This is a genomic window from Acidovorax sp. ST3 (genome assembly GCF_003231145.1).
Lineage (GTDB): Bacteria > Pseudomonadota > Gammaproteobacteria > Burkholderiales > Burkholderiaceae_C > Acidovorax.
Genome location: NZ_QKVP01000003.1, coordinates 308,170 through 323,545 on the forward strand (window position 1 = coordinate 308,170; position 15,376 = coordinate 323,545).

The 15,376-nt window shown below is 64.8% G+C and carries 13 protein-coding genes; 3 read left to right on the plus strand and 10 right to left on the minus strand.

Annotation, left to right across the window (positions count from 1 at the left end; translation table 11 throughout):
* The first annotated feature begins 166 nt into the window (after window positions 1–166).
* A complete protein-coding gene (locus DNK89_RS10660; protein WP_110960072.1) occupies window positions 167–1,009 on the plus strand; it encodes a symmetrical bis(5'-nucleosyl)-tetraphosphatase in 843 nt (280 codons plus the stop codon).
* Between the two features lie 91 nt (window positions 1,010–1,100).
* Here DNK89_RS10660 and DNK89_RS10665 read toward each other — a convergent pair whose 3' ends face one another.
* From DNK89_RS10665 to DNK89_RS10675, 3 genes are all read right to left on the minus strand, one after another.
* Window positions 1,101–2,573 carry a DEAD/DEAH box helicase gene (locus tag DNK89_RS10665; protein WP_060986511.1) on the minus strand — a complete coding sequence of 491 codons (1,473 nt, stop codon included), beginning with the start codon at window positions 2,571–2,573 and terminating at the stop codon, window positions 1,101–1,103.
* Window positions 2,574–2,924: 351 nt separating this feature from the next.
* Complete coding sequence (locus tag DNK89_RS10670; RefSeq protein WP_110960073.1) at window positions 2,925–5,444, minus strand: ABC transporter permease; 2,520 nt, start codon at window positions 5,442–5,444, stop codon at window positions 2,925–2,927.
* A gap of 70 nt (window positions 5,445–5,514) precedes the next feature.
* Window positions 5,515–7,215 carry a C13 family peptidase gene (locus DNK89_RS10675; protein WP_110960074.1) on the minus strand — a complete coding sequence of 567 codons (1,701 nt, stop codon included), beginning with the start codon at window positions 7,213–7,215 and terminating at the stop codon, window positions 5,515–5,517.
* A 399-nt stretch (window positions 7,216–7,614) separates the two neighbouring features.
* Between DNK89_RS10675 and DNK89_RS10680 the strand changes: the two genes are divergently transcribed.
* Both DNK89_RS10680 and DNK89_RS10685 read left to right on the plus strand, forming a co-directional pair.
* Entirely contained in the window at window positions 7,615–7,854 is a 240-nt protein-coding gene (locus DNK89_RS10680) for a hypothetical protein (protein WP_203422246.1), read from the plus strand.
* Between the two features lie 135 nt (window positions 7,855–7,989).
* Entirely contained in the window at window positions 7,990–8,340 is a 351-nt protein-coding gene (locus DNK89_RS10685; protein ID WP_110960076.1) for an RNA-binding protein, read from the plus strand.
* Between the two features lie 94 nt (window positions 8,341–8,434).
* Here DNK89_RS10685 and DNK89_RS10690 read toward each other — a convergent pair whose 3' ends face one another.
* From DNK89_RS10690 to DNK89_RS10720, 7 genes are all read right to left on the minus strand, one after another.
* The gene (locus DNK89_RS10690) at window positions 8,435–9,376 is read right to left on the minus strand and encodes a formate dehydrogenase accessory sulfurtransferase FdhD (RefSeq protein WP_110960077.1); all 942 of its coding nucleotides are present in this window, start codon (window positions 9,374–9,376) and stop codon (window positions 8,435–8,437) included.
* A gap of 177 nt (window positions 9,377–9,553) precedes the next feature.
* The gene (locus DNK89_RS10695; protein WP_203422256.1) at window positions 9,554–9,943 is read right to left on the minus strand and encodes a hypothetical protein; all 390 of its coding nucleotides are present in this window, start codon (window positions 9,941–9,943) and stop codon (window positions 9,554–9,556) included.
* A 17-nt stretch (window positions 9,944–9,960) separates the two neighbouring features.
* Window positions 9,961–11,169, minus strand: coding sequence for a formate dehydrogenase subunit gamma (locus DNK89_RS10700; protein WP_110960078.1), 1,209 nt, complete (start codon window positions 11,167–11,169; stop codon window positions 9,961–9,963).
* 8 nt (window positions 11,170–11,177) lie between these two features.
* Window positions 11,178–11,420: a hypothetical protein gene (locus DNK89_RS10705; RefSeq protein ID WP_015015426.1), complete on the minus strand. Its 243-nt coding sequence runs from the start codon at window positions 11,418–11,420 to the stop codon at window positions 11,178–11,180.
* Window positions 11,417–12,034 (minus strand): formate dehydrogenase FDH3 subunit beta, encoded by a 618-nt coding sequence (fdh3B, locus tag DNK89_RS10710; RefSeq protein ID WP_015015427.1) that lies wholly within the window; start codon window positions 12,032–12,034, stop codon window positions 11,417–11,419. The genes DNK89_RS10705 and fdh3B overlap by 4 nt, the downstream gene beginning before the upstream one ends.
* Before the next feature lie 23 nt (window positions 12,035–12,057).
* The gene (locus tag DNK89_RS10715) at window positions 12,058–15,024 is read right to left on the minus strand and encodes a formate dehydrogenase subunit alpha (RefSeq protein ID WP_110960079.1); all 2,967 of its coding nucleotides are present in this window, start codon (window positions 15,022–15,024) and stop codon (window positions 12,058–12,060) included.
* 14 nt (window positions 15,025–15,038) lie between these two features.
* The gene (locus tag DNK89_RS10720) at window positions 15,039–15,248 is read right to left on the minus strand and encodes a hypothetical protein (RefSeq protein WP_015015429.1); all 210 of its coding nucleotides are present in this window, start codon (window positions 15,246–15,248) and stop codon (window positions 15,039–15,041) included.
* Window positions 15,249–15,376: the final 128 nt, after the last annotated feature.

A 15,376-nucleotide genomic window follows, 5' to 3' on the forward strand; every position in this document is an offset into this window, starting at 1 on the left:
CCCTGGGTTAGCAGACACGCCTGCGCCCATCCAGGCAACCCACGCTCCCCAACACCCACTGCGCAGTGAGGTGCAGTGCTCCACGTGAAAAGCCTCGCGCGAAGCCCATTGCGCCTCAGCAGAAAATCAAGGCTTCACTCCACACCCTTTACGACCCCAGACCATCATGGCTATTTACTGTATCGGCGACATCCAGGGCTGCGACGGCGCTCTGGGGCGCCTGCTGGACACCATCGGCTTTTCTGCCAGCCGGGACACGGTGTACCTGCTCGGGGACCTCGTCAACCGCGGCCCCGACTCCGCTGCAGTGTTGCGCCGCTGCATGCAGCAGGGGGATGCCATCCGCTGCCTGCTGGGGAACCACGACCTGCACTTGCTCGCTGCTGCACATGGCGCACGCAAGCCGTCGCGCCGCGATACCTTGGCCTCGGTGCTCGACGCCCCGGACCGCAGCGCTTTGCTCGAATGGCTGCGTCATCAAGCCTTGGCGCGGTCCCACGAGCATTCCGGTCAGACCCTGCTGATGGTGCATGCGGGCGTGGTCCCTGCCTGGAGCACCGCTGACACGCTGGCACGCGCGCAGGAGGTGCAGGATGTGCTGCGCAGCCCGGATTTGCCCGCCTTTCTGCACGCCATGTACGGCAACACGCCCGATCACTGGGATGACGCACTCACCGGCACGGACCGGCTGCGTGTGATCGTCAACGCATTGACGCGCATGCGCTTTTGCTCATCGGGTGGGGTGATGGATTTTGAAAGCACCGAGAGCGCCAGCGCGGCCCCGGAGGGCCTGATGCCCTGGTTTGACGTGCCGGGCCGGCGCACTGCTGGCACCTTGATGGCCTTTGGCCACTGGTCCACGCTGGGCTGGCTCAACCGCAGCGACCTGCTGGGCCTGGACACCGGCTGTGTGTGGGGAGGCTGCCTGAGCGCCGTGCGTTTTGGCAAGACGCTGGCTGACCGCGAGCTGCTGCAGGTGCACTGCGAACAGGCGCAGCAGCCGGGCTAGAGAGAGCAGGCGCTAGGGAGATGAGAGGCCCGGGCGGAAAACAAACCCGGGACAGTCAACACGGCAGTCAGCGCAAAGAGAGCGCTTGCGCTTATTGCGTGGAGGTTTCCGGCTGCACAGCCTTGAACAAGGCGGCCACTTTGCGCTTGGGTTTGATATTGGCCGAAATGCTGCTGCGCGCGGGCGACTTGGCTGCGGCCTCCCAGGCGGGGGCGGTATCCGCATTGCTGGGTTCGTAAGGCTTTTCAAAGAAGGGGTCACGCGATGCGACCGCTGGGCGGAATCCCCGGTGGTGTTCACGCGGCTCGCGGCGCTCGTTGCGTTCGCGCACGGCGGCGGGAATCACGTCGCGCGGGTCTCCGGCCTCGCCCGATTCGCGCCAGGCGCGGCGGCCGTCATTGATGCGGCCGCGGGGGCGGTCTTCTTCGTACTCGATGGCTTCGAGATCGATCTTTTTCTTGATCAGCTTCTCGATGTCGGCCACCAGGCGGGCATCGCTGCCCGACACCAGCGTGACGGCCAAACCCGACGCGCCCGCACGGCCCGTGCGGCCGATGCGGTGCACATAGTCTTCGGCGTTGAACGGCACGTCGAAGTTGAACACCGCAGGCACGTCCTTGATGTCCAGGCCGCGCGCAGCCACATCGGTACACACCAGCAGATCGACTTCGCCCTTTTTGAAGGCTTCCAGCGCCTTCAGACGCTCGTCCTGGCTCTTGTCGCCGTGCAGCGCGGCGGTCTTGAGGCCCTCGCGCTCCAGGCTGCGCGCCAAACGGGCGCAACCGAGCTTGCTGTTCACGAAGATGAACGCCTGCTTGATGCCACGGGTCTTGAGCACTTGGTGAATGGCGCGGCGCTTGTCATCGTCGTTAGCGCTGTAGAAGCGCTGTTCCACGGTGGAGGCCGTTTCGTTCGGGCGGGCCACCTCGATGGTGATGGGGTTTTGCAGGTAGCTGCTGGCCAGGCGCTTGATCTCGGGCGAGAAGGTGGCGCTGAACAGCAGTGTGGTGCGCTGCTTGGGCAGATAGCTCAGGATACGCTGCAGATCCGGCAGGAAGCCGATGTCCAGCATGCGGTCCGCCTCGTCGAGCACCACGTACTCCACCTGGTTGAGCACCGCGTTCTTGGCTTCAATATGGTCCAGCAGGCGGCCGGGGGTGGCCACCAGCACCTCGACGCCCTTTTTCAGTTCGATGGTCTGGGGCTTCATGTCCATGCCGCCAAACACCACGGTGCTGCGCAGCTTGGTGTGCTTGGCGTACAGGGCGATCTGCTGGGCCACCTGGTCCGCCAGCTCGCGGGTGGGCAGCAGCACCAGGGCGCGCACGGGATGGCGCGCAGGGGATGTAGAGCTGTTCTCGTGCTTGAGCAGACGCTGCAGCAGGGGCAGCGAGAAGGCAGCCGTTTTGCCGGTGCCGGTCTGGGCGGCGCCCATCACGTCTTGGCCGGTGAGCACCACCGGGATGGCCTGCGCCTGGATGGGCGTCATGGACTCGTAGCCCATTTCGGCTACGGCGCGCGCCAGCGGCTCAGCCAGCGATAGATTGGAAAAGGAACTTGTCATTTAGCCCTCTATTGTCGCACCGGTGGCCCAAAAAGCGATTTTTTAGGCCCGGAGCGGCAAAAATGCGGTAAACGCAGTCAGCGCATTGGCACGCATTCGCTATTTATTTGATAGCTAACAGCGTATATTCAACCGGCGCTATTGCCCGTTTTGCGCAAATATCAGCCCTAGGGGGCAACGTTCCGCAACCCCTTGCTTCGCGTGCGGGCGTTGTGTGGTCGGCCAGGCATTGTCTGGACGGCGGGCCGGCTAAACATCCAAAGAACGTGCTCTGCCACCGAGGGCGGCAAAAGCCGCCCCATGAGACCCACCGCCTGTCCAGGCAGTGCACTGGACCTGTGTGCCAGCGCGTTATTCAGCGGCGCGCCTCAGCGTATCCACCACGGGGCGCAGCAGCACCTCACGCAGGCCCCACCAGCCCGCAGCCAGCGCCAGCACTGCGCCTGCCAGTGCCCCCGCCAGCGGCACCCAGGGAGCAGCCGTCCAGGTGAAGTCAAAAACGTAGCGGGCCAGTGCCCAGCCCACGCCCACGGCCACAGCACTGGCCAGAAAGCCCGCCAGCAGACCCACGCCCACCAGTTCGGCCCGCTGCACCTGGCGCAGCAGGCTGGCCCGGGCACCCACGGCCCGCATGATGGCGTACTCCCGTGCGCGCTCCTCGCGGGTGGCGGTGACGGCGGCAAACAGCACCACCAGCCCGGCCGCGAGCGTGAAGGCAAACAAAAACTCCACCGCCCGGATCACCTGCTCCAGCACCCGCTGCACCTGGGCAATGGTGGCGCCCATGTCCACGTTGGTGATGTTGGGAAACTGGCGCACCAGCGCATTGTCAAAACCGTGGGTTTCGGGGGCGCGGTAGGCGGCCAGGTAGGTCACCGGAACGCCCTTGACCTCTGCCACCGGGTACATCACAAAGAAATTGGCGCGCATGGAGCCCCAGTCCACCTTGCGCAGGCTGGTGATGCGGGCCTCGTCCTGTATACCGCCCATATCGAACTGCAAGCGGTCCCCCAACTGCAGGCCCAAAGTTTGGGCAATACCTTCTTCCACGCTGATGGCGCCCTCCTCACCCGGCGTCCAGCGTCCGGCCACCACCTGGTTGTGCGGCGGCGCCTCCACGGCGTTGGAGAGGTTGAATTCACGGTCCACCAGGCGCTTGGCGCGGTCGTCGGTGTAGTTGTCGGGGCCCACCGGCTTGCCGTTCACGGCCACCAGGCGCCCCCGGATCATGGGGTACCAGTCGTAGCGCGCCACGCCACTGTCTTTGAGCGTCTGCTGAAACGCCTCGGACTGGTCTGGCATCACGTTGATGACAAAGCGGTTGGGCGCGTCGGGCGGCGTCGCCTTGCGCCAGCTGCTGATGAGGTCGGTGCGCAGCAGCACCAGCAGCACCAGGGCCAGCAGGCCCACCGCCAGGCTGCTGACCTGCACCACGGCATAGGCCGGGCGTGCAGAGATCTGCCGCGTGGCCAGCACCAGCCAGCGCGGGGCCGTGGCCTCGTTCACACTCTTGCGCAACAGCTTGACTGCTACCCACGACAACCCCGCAAACAGCGCCACCGCACCCGCAAAGCCACCCACGGCAATCAGCCCCAGCTTGATGTCGCTGCTGACTGCCAGCAACAGCGCGGCAAAGCCCGCAATGCCGACACCCAGCACGGCCAGCGAGGCCGGCTTGAGCCCGCCCACATCGCGCCGGATCACCCGCAGCGGCGGCACCTGCGCCAGTTGCAGCACCGGCGGCAGGCCAAACGCCAACAACAGCGTGAGCCCCATGCCCAGGCCAAACACCACCGGCCACAGGCTGGGCGGCGGCAGGGCCGACTCCACCAGGCCCGCCAGCAGCAGCACAAAGGCGTAATGCACCACGTAGCCCAGCGCAACACCCAGCGAGCTGGCAAACAGGCCAATGAGCGCGAACTCCGTGGTGTAGGCCCCCGCAATGGTGCGCTGGCTCTGCCCCAGCACGCGCAACATGGCCGAGGCGTCAAGGTGCTCCGCCGCAAACCCGCGTGCGGCCAGCGCCACGGCCACGGCCGAGAGCAGCGCGGCCAGCAGCGCCACCAGGCTCAGGAATTTCTGGGCGCGGTCCAGCGTCTGGCGCATTTCGGGACGGCCGCTTTCCAGCGACTCCACGCGCACGCCATGCACTTCGGGCTTTTTGGCTTCGGTCACTGCCCACTCGTTGAACGCCTGGATCGCAGGTGCCGGGCCGATGACGGCAAAGCGATACGTCAGGCGGCTGGCGGGCTGCACCAGGCCCGTGGCGGGCAGGTCACGTTCGTTGACCATCACCCGCGGCGCAAAGCTCATGAAGCCCGCGCCCCGGTCCGGCTCGATGACGATGATGCGCGCAATGCGCAGCTGTGCATCGCCCAGCAACAGCTTGTCGCCCATGGCGAGGTTGAGCGATTCGAGCAGCGGCGCATCCACCCACACCTCGCCGGGCGCCGGGATGTCGCGCGTCGGCTGCTCCAGCGCGCCAGGGGCATCTGCCACCGTGAGGCTGCCGCGCAGCGGGTAGCCCGGCTGCACACTTTTGAGCGCCACCAGCTTGCTGGCGCCACCCTGCGCATCGCTCGCGCGGCCCATGGTCGGAAAGCCCAGCGTGGTCACCGACTGGAGCCCGAGCGCCTTGGCGCGCTCCACAAAAGCGGCTGGCGTCGGGTTGTCGCTGGCCACCACCGCATCGCCCCCCAGTAGCTGCAGGGCATCGCGCTGCAGACCGCCTTGCAGACGATCCGCAAAAAACCCCACCGACGTGAGCGCGGCCACGGCCAGGGTGACGGCCACGATCAGCAGGCGCAACTCGCCCGCACGCAGGTCCCGGGCCAGGGTGCGCCAGCCAAGGCGCAAAAAAGACAGGTTCATGATTGGACCTTAGCGCAAAGCCAACGGGCTGGCGGTCTGTGGGGTGTTAGCGCCGGATCAAGGCCAACCTTCAGGGCCGCGCAGCGGGGGTGGCAGCGGGCGGGGTCGCCGCAGCCGGCGACAGCGCCGGTTCTGCCGTGTCCGCTGCCACGGCGGGGATTTCGTTGGTGGCGTTGGTCGCCAGCGCCTGCAGCCGTTGCTCCATGGCGTGTAACACAGGGGTGATCTGCGGGCCCACGCGGATCTGCGGGTTCGAGAAGCCATCGGCTTTTCCGGCCTCGACCTCGCGCTGCTGGATCAGCGGGACCGCTCTGGCAAATGCCTCGGTAAAAGAATGGGTCTGGCGCAGTTGCTCATGGAACACCGCGCGGCCAAAAAAGGTCAGCTCCGACAACCTGCCGCAGCCATACGAGGTGTGGGTGGCATCGGCCGCTGTCATGATCAGGGTGCTGTCCGTAGCCAGCGGTTCGATCCAGCCCCCGGAAAAGCATGCAGACACCGCGATCACACGGTTGCGGATACCCGCCTGGTCCAGCGCCGCGCGCAGCATCTCGGGTGTCACCGGCGGCACCTCCAGCGGCCAATGCGACGCCGCCAGCTCATGGTTGCGCGCGCCGTGCGAGGTCATGTAGATCACCAGCACATCGTGCTCACGGTCCATGCGTGCAGCCAGGGCTGCAATGGCGCGCTGCAGGTTCTCGGGCGTTGCCCACGGGTGGGTCTGGGCAGTGTCTGCATGGTTGAGCAGGTGCAGCACCCGCCCCTGGGCGTCAAACCGCTCCTGCAGCAGCGTGCTGACCATGCTGCTTTCGCGGCGGAACACGTTTTCATCCGCATACGGGGCAAACACCAGCCCGTACACATCCGTCACCCCAGGGCGCTCGGGCGCCAAGGCCTCCACCTGCTGTTGCCACAGCAGCTGCTGGCCTTCAAACAGGCCCTGTGACAGTGCCAGGTGTGCAGGTTCGGCAGGCGAAGCACCGTCGGCCGACTGCGCAGAGACATCCGCCAGCGCCTGGGCGTCCTCGTCCCAGGGCTGGTCCTGAAACTGCCACATCCCCACGCCCACCACTGCGGCCATCGCCAGTCCAAACACCGCGGTTCGCACACGCGAGCGGATGAAGCGTGCACTCACAACCACCAGGGTGGCAAGCACCCAAACAGTGAGCACGCCATAGGCGACCCAGAAAACGATGCTGGCCACCGCGCCGCTCCACCAATCCGGCTGGTGAACCGCCATCCCCATCAACACGTACAGCACCAGCAAGGGCCCCAGAGGGGCCCACGCTGACAGCACATACCAGGCCGCCAATCCGCCGGAAGGGCTGGGCGCCCGAGGCTCGTCCGCCAGGGCCGGCGCTCGCTGTGCGGGCGCCATGGCCCACCATGCCAGCCACAGCAGCACCAAGCCGCTCCACATGGGTGCAAGCCAACCCCGCAGGCTGAACTGCGCAGGGCCCACCACCTGCCACCGTGCGGCCCCCACCAGCAACGCCGCGCTGATCAGCGACAGCACCAGCAACTGCCAGGGCGTGGGCGCTGCGGCGCCCGTGCGCGGCGCCAGGAACAAGGCCGCACGCAATCCCTCGCGCATCCAGCCCCACAGCGAAAGATGGCTTGGCGCAAGAGCCGCCCTGCCTGACAGCGGTGGCGGCGGATCCTGCGGAGACCGGCCCAAAGGAACTTCAATCTCCGTGTGGGCCAACTCGGGGCCCCATTGGCTGGGTAACGTGTCGGCCCAGGTGCTGCTGCTGGCGTTCAGGTCTTTCATGCGCGCATCATGCCATCGCAGGTTGACGTCTCGATGCGCATGATCGCAGCCGAAACTCGGAGGCTGCGCGCCACTCCGCGAGCCCCTGAGCTGAGCAATCCATAGCCTGCTCCATGGCGCCATTGCCCCGGCGCTCGTACCGCTGGCAAGGGCCTTCCCAGTGGCAAAATAAAACTAAAAATAATATTGATTTGATATTAAATAACTTATGGAGCATAATTCGACTTGTTGCAGTTACCGCTCACGACGCGAGCTGTCATCGCAACCCCTGCCTCCACGCGATTTCAACGTCCCAGGCGGGACGCCTTTAGCGACGCTTGTCGCCCAGTGGGTCTGAAGAGCTGCAGCCCACCGAGTCCATCGATGCTCACGCAAACCTGTGCAGGTCTGCGTTCCCGAATGCACCAGATTTCAAATAACGCCATCTCCATGGGCCAGTACGTCGTTTCGCCCGCGACACACCCCACCGACTGCGGCGGCTTTCGCGCCTCCTTCTCGGTCCAGCGCGCCGCAGGCAACGGCAGCTACTGCCGCGTGTTCCGTTTTGACAAAGCCTTTGCCTCGCGCGAGGCTGCGCGGCTCTTTGCAGTCACCCAGGGCTGGCTCCAGTCCTGCATGGCACACCCACCTGTGTGCTGATGGATGGATCTGCAAACGCCAGATCGTTCTCACCAGTCACCCATCCACCCCTTCAGTTGCCAGGCCAGCCGGCGCGCGCAACTGTCTCCCCACGGTACGCTTTTCGTGCGCACCACACCTCAGAAGGGCTCTTCCATGAGCAGCAAAATCTACGTGGGCAACCTGCCCTACTCCGTGACCGACGCCACCCTCGAAAGCAACTTCGCCGAGTTCGGCGGTGTGTCTTCCGCCAAGGTCATGATGGACCGCGAAACCGGCCGCTCCAAAGGCTTTGGATTCGTGGAAATGGCCAATGCCGAAGTGGCCCAGGCGGCCATCAGCGCACTGCACGGCATGTCCGTGGATGGACGCTCGATCGTGGTCAACCTCGCCCGACCGCGTGAAACCACCGGCGGCGCCGATGGCTACAGCGCATCGGGTTACAACACCAACAAGCGCTCGGACGTTGGCTATGGCAACGGCGGCTTTGGCGGCGGTCGCTACTGAGCCCTGACGACCCACAACGAAAAGCCGGCGCTCAGACGCCGGCTTTTTTTCGTCCTGCCCCCACCCGGCGGTGCACGCCGGGCACCACCGGGCCTCAGCGTGGGCCAGCGGTCTGCGCGGGTGGCACAACGGGTGCCTGCGCCAGCTCCGGCTGCAGAACCAGGCGGTGCGCACCGCTGTAGCAGACAAAGCGGCGATTGGTCGCGCGCCCGATGGCGCACAGGCCCAACTGCTGGGCCACGGCGTGGCCCATCTGGGTCATGCCGCTGCGGGACACCACGATGGGCACACCCATCTGTGCCGACTTGATGACCATCTCGCTAGTAAGACGGCCCGTGGTGTAGAACACCTTGTCCGCCCCCAACATGGGAGCGGGCGCAGAGCCTTCAGCGGGGCTGCCTGACGCAGGCGTGTCAGGGTTCATCCACATCCAGCCGGCAATGGTGTCGATGGCATTGTGGCGTCCGACATCCTCCACAAAGGTGAGCAGCTCTTCCCCCTGGAACAACGCACAGCCGTGGACCGAGCCGGATGACTTGTAGGTGGTCTCCTTGAGGCGAATTGCATTGACGATGCCGTAAAGCTGGCCCTGGGTCAGGCGGGCGGCGGGCAACTGGATGCGGTCCACTTCGTCCATGAGCCCGCCAAACACGCTGCCCTGCCCGCAGCCCGTGGTGACGACCTTGCTGGCCGTGCGCTCCTCAATGCGCGCGATGCCGTGGCGCGTGCGCACGGCAGCGGCATGCACCTCCCAATCGACCGTGATGGATTCAATGTCGAACACCGACTCGACGAGCCGCTGGTTGCGCAAATAGCCCAGCACCAGCAACTCCGGTTGCCCACCCAATGTCATCAGCGTGACGAGCTCGCGCTTGTCCACATAAATCGTCAGCGGACGCTCGGCCGGGATCTGCACCTGCTCGCGCTCGCCCAGCTCATTCACGATCTCCACCGCGTGGGTCAGCGGGGCATGGGCCCGCGTCAAGCGCGGCAGCGCGAGCATGGACGAGCCGGAAGGGGCAGACGAAGAACTCATGGGGCAAATATACGCAGTGCGAGACGCCAACGGTGGGCGAAAGGGAATAGGTTGCGAAGTGGTTGCGCCACAGTGCCCCGGCATGTGGGCCCCGCCAGGCACCCTTCGCACCACCGCCCACAAAAAAGCCGCGCCCCACCAGGGAACGCGGCTCGTAGCCTGAAGCGACAGCGTGCGTCAGGATTTGGAGGCAGGCGCAGCCGCTGCTGCCGGCACCTGCGTGCTGGGAGGGCTGCTGGCCGTGCCTGGTGGCGAATGGGCTCCTGCAGCCTCGGCAGGTTTGGCGGCTGGCGGTGTGTAGGCGAAGGGGCCGGGATCTGCGCAAGCAGCTCCACCCGCCACCGCTGGCTTGGCCGAGGGCGTTGTCTTGCGGTAGTGCGCAGCCACCTTGTCTTGCGACAGGCACAGCTTGTAGTTGTCCACCTTGCCGGCCCATGCAGCCTTGGCGGCAGCCTCGGCAGCCTTGGCAGCGGCCTCGGGGGATGGAGCCGGCAGCTTGGCGGATGCCAGCGTGCACAAGCCGGCGGCGCACAGCGCCACCACGGTTTTGGAGGTGAGGATTTGCATTGTTGTCATGGAGCGCCTCATGCCTGAACGGGCTTGCCTGCAGCGGCTTCCCCGGCGGGGGCGGTCGCGCTGCGCTGTTTGGGGATCTTGCCAGCCTGGATGTCGTCGTACCACAGCTCGTGGTGTTCCTTGGCCCAGGTCTCGTCAACGTAGCCCGTGCGCATGGCCTTGTAGGCGCCCTGCATGCCCACGGTGCCCATATAGATGTGGCCCATGAACATCACCATCATCACCACCGTCGCCACGGCATGCACCATGTGTGCGATCTGCATGGTGCCGCGCTCATAGATCAGGCCGGGGATCAGCTTGTCGAGCACCAGCCCCGAGGCGACCACGATGAAGCCCAGCCCCAGCACGCCGGCCCAGAAAACGACCTTTTCACCCGCGTTGAAGCGGTGCGAAGGGACTTCGTGACCTGACAGCAGACCACCGCCTTTCACGATCCAGGTGATGTCTTCCTTGGTGGGCAGGTTGTCCTTCACAAACGTGAAGAACACGATGGTCAGCGAGACCGCGAACAAGGGACCCGCAAAGTTGTGCACGTTCTTGAGCGCGTAGGTCAGCCAGCCAAACAGCGTGCTGCCCATCACCGGCAGCAGGAAGAACTTGCCAAACGCCATCACCAGGCCAGACAACGCCAGGGCCACGAAAGCAATGGCATTTGCCCAGTGCGCCGACCGCTCGAAGGGCGTGAAGCGCTCGATCTTGCGACCCGTCTCGGCACCGTGCAGCATGATCATGCCCTTGCGCCAGTAAAACAGCGCAATCGCACCCGCCACGATTAGTAGCAACGAACCACCGTAGGGAATGATCCAGTTGTTGCGCACCTGCCGCCAGGCTTCGCCCGCGTTGGTCACCCGCGAGCCGGGGTACTGCACAAAGCGCTGGATCAGGTTGCCCGCCTCGGGCGCCTGGGTCACCGGCAGGCTGCTGTAGCCCGTCACGCCCTGCCCGACCTGGCGCCACATGGGCGCGTTGTTACCGGGCTGCACCTTCATGCGTTCGCCGTTGCTCTGTTCCGCGTATTTGGGATCAGCGCTGGCGTCGGGTTTGACCTGAAAGATGTTCTGGCTTTGCACGCCGCCCACGGCAGCGGGCGCGGTGGCGGCTGCGGGGGCCGAGGGGGCCGCTGCCGCTGCGTCTGGCGCAGCTGGCTGCGCCTGTGCGCCAGCCAGCCCACAGGCCAGACTGGCCGCCAGGGCCATGGACCACACGATGTATTTCATGGTGGACCTCACTTCGCCTGGGTGCGGGTGTATTCGTTCTGGCCGTACTGCTGGCGCGCTTTCAACTGCGCTTCCCAGCTGGATTTGTCACCGGCTTTCCAGCCAGGCTGCGTGAAGTTGCTGCCAGTGCCCGCGTAAGGCGGAGCATCGCTGCGGATGCCCATGCCGGTCTGCGGTTTCTCGCCGCAGGCTGTGAGTGCCAGGGCGGCCACCGCAGCGGCCAGGGTCAGGTGTACGGTGCGCTGCATCATGACTTGCCTCCTGCAGGCTGGCCTGCCTGTTGAGAGCCGTAGGCCGTGCCCCAGCCCCACACCTCGGCACCCTTGCCGCGCTGCACCACGCGGTTGCGGAAGATGTCCGCCACCACATCGCCATCACCGGCCAACAGGGCCTTGGTCGAGCACATTTCGGCGCAGGCGGGCAGTTTGCCCTCGGCCAGTCGGTTGCGGCCGTATTTTTCAAACTCGGCCTGGCTGCCGTGGGTCTCAGGGCCACCGGCGCAGAAGGTGCATTTGTCCATCTTGCCGCGCACACCAAAAGTGCCGGATGCAGGGAACTGCGGTGCGCCAAAGGGGCAGGCATAGCTGCAGTAGCCGCAGCCGATGCACACATCCTTGTCGTGCAGCACCACACCCTCTTCGGTGCGGTAGAAGCAATTGACAGGGCAAACCGCCATGCAGGGTGCATCGCTGCAATGCATGCAGGCCACCGAGATGGACTTTTCGCCCGGCACACCGTCGTTCAGGGTGACCACGCGGCGGCGGTTCACACCCCAGGGTACTTCGTGTTCGTTCTTGCAGGCGGTCACGCAGCCGTTGCACTCGATGCAGCGCTCTGCGTCGCAGATGAATTTCATTCGTGCCATGTGTGTCTCCTTGCGTGGCGCGATCAGGCGCGTTCCACGTTGCAGATCGTGGTCTTGGTTTCTTGCATCATGGTCACACTGTCGTAGCCATAGGTGGTGGCCGTGTTCACGGCTTCACCGCGCACCACGGGTGCAGCGCCCTTGGGGTAATACGCCAGCATGTCCGCCCCCTGCCAGCGGCCCGAGAAGTGGAACGGCATCCACACCGTGTCGGGTGCCACACGCTCGGTGACCAGCGCCTGCACGTTGATGCGGGCGCCCGTGGGCGAACTGAGCCACACGCGCTCGCCGTTGCGAATGCCCCGGTCGGCAGCGGTTTTTGGGTTGATCTCGACGAACGACTCTTGCTGCAATTCGGCCAGCCAGGGGTTGGAGCGGGTTTCCTCACCGCCGCCTTCGTACTCGACCAGACGGCCCGAGCTCATGATCAGCGGGAACTTCTCGCTCACCTTGTCGGCAATGTTCTTTTCCTGCACGGTCTTGTAGAGCGTGGGCAAGCGCCAGAAGGCCTTCTTGTCGTCGTGGGTCGGGTACTTGGCCATGAGGTCCGGCCGCGTTCCATACAGGGGCTCGCGGTGCTGCGGAATGGCATCAGGGAAGTTCCACACCACGGCGCGCGCCTTGGCGTTGCCAAAAGGATGGCAACCATGCTTCAGGGCCACACGGATGATCGCGCCGGTGGGGTCGGTCTTCCAGTTCTTGCCTTCGGCCTTGGCCTTCTCGGCATCACTCAGGTCGTCCCACCAGCCCAGCTTTTTCAGCAGCACATGGTCGAACTCGGGGTAGCCCGTGGTGATCTCGCAGCCCAGCGAATGCGAGCCGTCTTCGGCCAGCAGGTTGACGCCGTCTTTTTCCACCCCGAAGTTCGCACGGAAGTTGCCGCCACCGTCAATCACATGCTTGGAGGTGTCGTACAGGTTGGGCGAGCCAGGGTGCTTGAGCTCGGGCGTGCCATAGCAGGGCCATGGCAGGCCAAAGTAGTCACCGCCAAAGTCGTAGCCGGTTTCCTTGTCCTTGCCGCCCTTGGCCTTGAGGGTCTTCACATCGAACAAGTGCATGTTCTTCATGTGGGCCTTCAGGCGTTCAGGGCTTTGGCCGGTGTAGCCAATGGTCCAGACCGACTTATTGATTTCGCGCAGGATGTCCTCGGGCACGGGCTCGTCCATGCCCTTGACCTTCTGCATCTTGTAGTTCTTGCACAACTCATCGGCAAAGCCGAGCTTTTGCGCGAACTGGTACATGATCATGTGGTCGGAGCGGCTCTCCCACAGCGGCTCGATCACCTTCTCGCGCCACTGTATGGAACGGTTCGAGGCCGTGCACGATCCGCTGGTCTCGAACTGCGTGGCCGCTGGCAGCAGGTACACCGCGCGGTTGGGGTTCAGGTCCTCGGCCTTGCCGGGCATGGCGGCCATGGCGGCGGTGGCCGATGGATAGGGGTCCACCACCACCAGCAGGTCCAGCTTGTCCATGGCGCGCTTCATTTCGAGGCCACGGGTTTGCGAGTTGGGCGCATGGCCCCAGAAGAACACGCCGCGCAGGTTGGAGTCCTGATCGATCAGCTCGTTGTTCTCCAGCACGCCGTCGATCCAGCGCGACACGGTGATGCCGTTCTTGGTCATCATCGCGGGCGATGCATACTGCTTCTTGATCCACTCGAAGTCCACACCCCACACGTTGGCGAAGTGCTTCCACGAACCCTCGGCCAGGCCGTAGTAGCCAGGCAGCGAGTCGGGGTTGGGGCCGACATCGGTCGCGCCCTGCACGTTGTCGTGGCCACGGAAAATGTTGGTGCCGCCACCGCTCTTGCCCACGTTGCCCAAAGCCAGTTGCAGGATGCACGACGCACGCACCATGGCGTTGCCGATGGTGTGCTGGGTCTGCCCCATGCACCAGACGATGGTGCCGGGGTTGTTGTCGTGCAGCATCTTGGCGACCTTGAACATCTGGTCTTCCTTGACGCCACATGCCTCTTCCACCTTGTCGGGGGTCCACTTGGCCAGTACTTCGTCGCGCACCTTGTCCATGCCATAGACACGGTCGTTGATGTACTTCTTGTCTTCCCAGCCGTTCTTGAAGATGTGGTACAGCAGACCGAACAGGAACGGAATATCGGTGCCCGAGCGGATGCGCACGTACTCGTCGGCCTTGGCTGCCGTGCGGGTGAAGCGGGGGTCCACCACGATCATCTTGCAGCCGGTTTCCTTGGCGTGCAGCATGTGCAGCATGGACACCGGATGGGCCTCGGCCGCGTTAGAGCCGATGTACAGAGCGACCTTGCTGTTCTGCATGTCGTTGTACGAATTGGTCATGGCGCCATAGCCCCAGGTATTCGCCACACCTGCCACCGTGGTCGAGTGGCAAATGCGCGCCTGGTGGTCGCAGTTGTTGGTGCCCCAGAAGCTCACGAACTTGCGCAGCAGGTAGGCCTGTTCGTTGTTGTGCTTGGACGAGCCCACGAAGTACACGCTGTCCGGGCCGCTGGCCTTGCGCAGCTCCTGCATCTTGGCGGTGATCTCGTTCAGTGCCGTGTCCCAGCTGATGCGCTCGTACTTGCCGTTGACGAGCTTCATGGGGTAACGCAGGCGGTACTCGCCGTGGCCGTGCTCGCGCAAGGCCGCGCCCTTGGCGCAGTGGGCGCCCAGGTTGATGGGCGAGTCGAACACCGCCTCCTGGCGCACCCACACACCGTTCTCAACCACCGCATCCACGGCGCAACCCACCGAGCAGTGGGTGCACACGGTGCGGCGCACTTCAATCTTGCTGTCGCCGATGCCAACCTTGGCACCTTCGGCCGCGTTGGATTTCTTGACCAGCGTGAGCTGCGACGCGGCGATGCCCACGCCCACCCCCAGGCCGGAGCGGCGCAGGAACGAGCGGCGATCCATGGTGGGCAGGGCCTGCGACAGGCCACGGCGCAGGCTGTGCACAAAAGGAGATGCAGAGCTGTTGCCCTGCACGGAATGGGAAGACTTCTTGGTTAGCAACATGGCGTGCCCCGATGTCAGAGTTGGGTGGTCTTGTAGTACTGCTTCACGCGGGCAGACAGGTGGTAACCACCGCCCTTTTCGGGTGCGACGCGCGCGGGCTCGGACACCACGGCATCGGACGGAGCCACTTGGGGAAGGGCCACCACGGCGGCTGCGGCAGCGCCTACGGTGGCAGCACCGGAGAAGAAGCTCCGGCGGGAGGAATTTGGCTGGCTGTTCTGCATGCTTGTCTCCAGAAAGGCTGGCAGCTATGAAACGGAATTCATACAGTCTATGTCAGTGTGTAAAAACCCGCCATCGGGCTTTACAACTCCCAGTAACACACTCATCTTTTGTAGCGGTCGAACTAGGG

What these genes read in the sequence shown, in the direction of transcription:
- DNK89_RS10660 (WP_110960072.1), top strand. Translation starts at nt 167, where the DNA reads ATGGCTATTTACTGTATCGGCGACATCCAGGGCTGCGACGGCGCTCTG.
- DNK89_RS10665 (WP_060986511.1), bottom strand. Translation starts at nt 2,573, where the DNA reads ATGACAAGTTCCTTTTCCAATCTATCGCTGGCTGAGCCGCTGGCGCGC.
- DNK89_RS10670 (WP_110960073.1), bottom strand. Translation starts at nt 5,444, where the DNA reads ATGAACCTGTCTTTTTTGCGCCTTGGCTGGCGCACCCTGGCCCGGGAC.
- DNK89_RS10675 (WP_110960074.1), bottom strand. Translation starts at nt 7,215, where the DNA reads ATGAAAGACCTGAACGCCAGCAGCAGCACCTGGGCCGACACGTTACCC.
- DNK89_RS10680 (WP_203422246.1), top strand. Translation starts at nt 7,615, where the DNA reads ATGCACCAGATTTCAAATAACGCCATCTCCATGGGCCAGTACGTCGTT.
- DNK89_RS10685 (WP_110960076.1), top strand. Translation starts at nt 7,990, where the DNA reads ATGAGCAGCAAAATCTACGTGGGCAACCTGCCCTACTCCGTGACCGAC.
- DNK89_RS10690 (WP_110960077.1), bottom strand. Translation starts at nt 9,376, where the DNA reads ATGAGTTCTTCGTCTGCCCCTTCCGGCTCGTCCATGCTCGCGCTGCCG.
- DNK89_RS10695 (WP_203422256.1), bottom strand. Translation starts at nt 9,943, where the DNA reads ATGCAAATCCTCACCTCCAAAACCGTGGTGGCGCTGTGCGCCGCCGGC.
- DNK89_RS10700 (WP_110960078.1), bottom strand. Translation starts at nt 11,169, where the DNA reads ATGAAATACATCGTGTGGTCCATGGCCCTGGCGGCCAGTCTGGCCTGT.
- DNK89_RS10705 (WP_015015426.1), bottom strand. Translation starts at nt 11,420, where the DNA reads ATGATGCAGCGCACCGTACACCTGACCCTGGCCGCTGCGGTGGCCGCC.
- fdh3B (WP_015015427.1), bottom strand. Translation starts at nt 12,034, where the DNA reads ATGGCACGAATGAAATTCATCTGCGACGCAGAGCGCTGCATCGAGTGC.
- DNK89_RS10715 (WP_110960079.1), bottom strand. Translation starts at nt 15,024, where the DNA reads ATGTTGCTAACCAAGAAGTCTTCCCATTCCGTGCAGGGCAACAGCTCT.
- DNK89_RS10720 (WP_015015429.1), bottom strand. Translation starts at nt 15,248, where the DNA reads ATGCAGAACAGCCAGCCAAATTCCTCCCGCCGGAGCTTCTTCTCCGGT.